Source organism: Pseudonocardia sp. N23 (genome assembly GCF_002583555.1).
Lineage (GTDB): Bacteria > Actinomycetota > Actinomycetes > Mycobacteriales > Pseudonocardiaceae > Pseudonocardia.
Genome location: NZ_BEGX01000070.1, coordinates 1 through 3,376 on the forward strand (window position 1 = coordinate 1; position 3,376 = coordinate 3,376).

Consider the following 3,376-nt stretch of genomic DNA (forward strand, 5'->3'; position numbering starts at 1 on the left):
CCTGCGAAACAAGATCGACTTCTCTCGGAGGTCGGTCTTGTTTGCCGTTGTGCCCCGTACGCTGCGCGGACACCTCAGCGGTCATCCTGGCGCCGCACGTCCTGTCTCGACATCTGCCGTTGATATTTGGGGGTTCCGTGGGGGCGCCCCACCGATCCGCCGCCCGCGCTATGAGTGCCATCCCGTCGACCTGGCTCAGCCCGACCGCGCGGACACCCGTGGGCGGCCCTCGACGCCACCGCACCCGACCTCGCCACGCTCCGCCCACGGGTGGCCGCGTGGTAGCCCTCCGGGAGGTCGTCGGGATGGCACGGGCCACCATCCTGTTGATCTGCCGCCCGGCGAGGGCACCCGCTTCTAGGTTATATGCGCGCGGACCCTCGCGCGAACGAGTGACGAATCGTGATCAACAAGCTGGTCGATTAACTCGCCACCAATACTCGAAGTGACTGCATTCTCGCCATAGAAGGCGTTCGCAAACCTCAGCGCTGTTGCCGCGCCTGACGCCTTTGTAGCGCGCCGCGCTGCCGCCATCGCAATTGGCGACGCCGAGTCACCTGACTTAATAATATGGACTGCGATGCTCGCGGCCGCCGCAAGGCGCACATTCTGACTTGCGTCGTTTAGCAACCCAACTGTTAGCGGCATCAAGCCAGCAACATTCAAGTGCCCAAGCATCATCGCCGCATCTGCGCGATGCTCTGGTGTAGAGACGAGGAGGGTCAGAATCTGATCCGCGAGAGTCGTCTCGTCAAAATTTCCCAGAGCCGCCGACAGGTAAGCACCAGCTCCACCTAGTGCTGTTCCGAGAATTCTATCGAATGGCGCATCGGAGATATCAGGAGCAACGTTCGAAAGCACCGCCTTCGCGTCCTCCGGGAGGCGATCCACATGATGCGCGAGCGCGATACAGCAATCTCTCTTATGCTCGTCTGCCACATTTGCGTCACCTATGAAGTCTGCCAACATTTCCCAGTCGACAGCGTCGTTGAACCAAGCTCCGATGACGGCCATTGATAGTGCCGAGTCATGTTGCCACATCCCATACGATCCCAGCTTTGCCTCATCCCTGATACGACGCAGTTGTTCCGCATCACGGCCTGCCAACATCTTCGCGTCTGTTTGATCTAGGCGACGGACGTCTCCGAGAACGGATAGTGCACTGAGGTCACCACCGCGAACCCTATGTAAAATCTCCGCTTGAGCCTCAGCGGATCCTCCCTGAGTAGCTAGGCTTAGCAACTCACTTGAGAAGTCAGCATCAGGCTGCATCTTTGCCGCGTCGAAGATCGCATCCACCGTCTCGGGCTCGAGGAGCGACCCGTCGATTCGGTCCGCGAGTGCTGTATAGCCTACGGCAAGCATCGTGTCAGATACGGGCGACAGCGACACGAGCAGATTCGCGACCTTGTTTTGAGTCGCACTTGTGCACGAAGCGACTAGGCCGCGCGCGGCATCCAAGACGTATTTCGCGACTAAGAAGTTTGGACTAACACGATTAACAAACCATGTCGGGTCCTCAATGATTGACAGTAGATCTTCTGCGAACTTGTCAGCCTGGTCCTCAACCGCCAAATCACCGGCGTGCTGCAACAGCGCGAGCGAAGAACTTGCCGATGAGTGGCTCCAACCGCCCTCTGCAAGATCCTCCATCGCCCTCCTGAGGACCTCGCTCGGTTTCCATGCCCACGCATGCTTGACCGCAAGCACCAACTCAGTCCGGCTGCCGACCCTGCGGAGATCTCCGATAGCATCGGCAACTTCATTTGATGCAGCAGAGTCGAGCTTCAGCACCAGAGTATTTTGCGCCAGGAGTCGGATGGCATTTGACCAACTGCCGTGGTCACCTGAGAACGCGCTCGTAAGCGTGGCCGCGTAGAGCTGATTGTGGGAAACTTCCTCGAAACCGTACCGTCGGGACTGGTCGTTCATTTCCCGACGGAATGAGCGCCCGATATGGTCCGCGAGTCCGTGGTACTGCGCCTGCGTTCTCCACCATGCCGCAGCGTGATCGCTCGTACTTAGAACTTCGGCTAAGTTCTCATCACGAAAGTCTGCCGTGTAGAACAGGAGTGATGCAGCTGCCGAGCGGACCGCCGACGCAGTGGGGTCGTCACGGGTAGCGTTAGCCACGCCCTGCAGGGCAACTGCAGCGTTCTCACGTGCAGCAGAAACCTCACCAATTTCTGCTTGCGCACGCGCTAATTGTACTAGGATCCAGGAATGATCAATTGGCCCTGCGCGGTCGGGAAGCTTCTTGAGAAGACCTACGCACTCATCAAATTTTTCGGCCTGTATAAGCCAGCAAGCTAACGCCACAGCTGCCGCTGATTTGCGCTCGTATTTGTTAGTTCGGTCAATACATTCTTTTAATCCGGAGTAGTCTCCACGCAATACCGCAGCTGACAGCGCACCATAGAATCGCCAACGCCAATCGCGATGTTTTGGGGCATCCTCCAACGACGGCACCTTCCGATGCCTCTTGCTGAACTCAACCAAGTCTCGCACTCGACACTGTACGAGCAGTGCAATTGCCTCCTCGGGGGAAATGACCGATCCAAAGCCTGCGTTCCTATGTGGCGCTACAAGGCGCGGTGTGATCATGGCCGTTCGAAGTCGTCGCGCCGGCGGAATTTCGGCCGCTGCCGCGCGCCAGAGGCTGCCCTCATACGCAATTCCGTGCTTTTGGGTAGAAGCAACTTCGATGAGCGCATCGAGGTTCTGCTCATCAATGGTTTGCTCGGCCGGTACAAAGATCTTGGCGCCTTCTCCGGTGATGGTTAGGTTTGGAGCCGTGACGTGCACCCAGTACGACTTGCGTGTTTCCAGGTCGTGAAGCACCAGAAGGTGCGGCAAGCCATGAGTCACCCAGTCGTCGAAGTGCTCGACGTTCTCCTCGTAGTACCACCAGCCGCTTACGGAGCCATCGGCGTCGAGTTTCTCGCACCCCTCGAAGAATGATGGACCAGTCTTGACCTGAACTGCGATGAACAGGACGAGGTCGAAGCGTCGCCGATCGCGCGCTTGCACGAATATGTCGGTGCCTAAATCCCGCCGAGTGTTTGCGACAGGACCCCAGCCAATCCGACTGAAGTTGGCTGCTACCTCTAGCTCGCCCGTGTCGCTGGTCTGCGCATTCTCGTCCTCGCGCAAGTCTGGCCGTCCTCTCGCCCGAACAGGTCTGGTGTCATCTCGTGACAGCACCCGAGCACCTCGCCACGTGTGACGACGCGAGGTCTTACAGCTCGTGCGCTACCGAGCCAAGCGAACCATGAGGCCCAGCTAGGCTTACAGCCGCGCGCTGCTCGGGGACCGGCCGGAGGCCGCACGCCCCGGGCAGCGCGAAGCGGCGCGACGGCGAAGCCGGCGCCTTGAT

1 protein-coding gene is annotated in these 3,376 nt (G+C 59.1%); it reads right to left on the reverse strand.

Translation table 11 applies throughout. The features are described from left to right. Positions 1–357 precede the first annotated feature (357 nt). Positions 358–3,153, reverse strand: a complete 2,796-nt coding sequence (locus TOK_RS20510; protein ID WP_172457677.1) for a DUF4365 domain-containing protein — start codon at positions 3,151–3,153, stop codon at positions 358–360. Positions 3,154–3,376 lie beyond the last annotated feature (223 nt).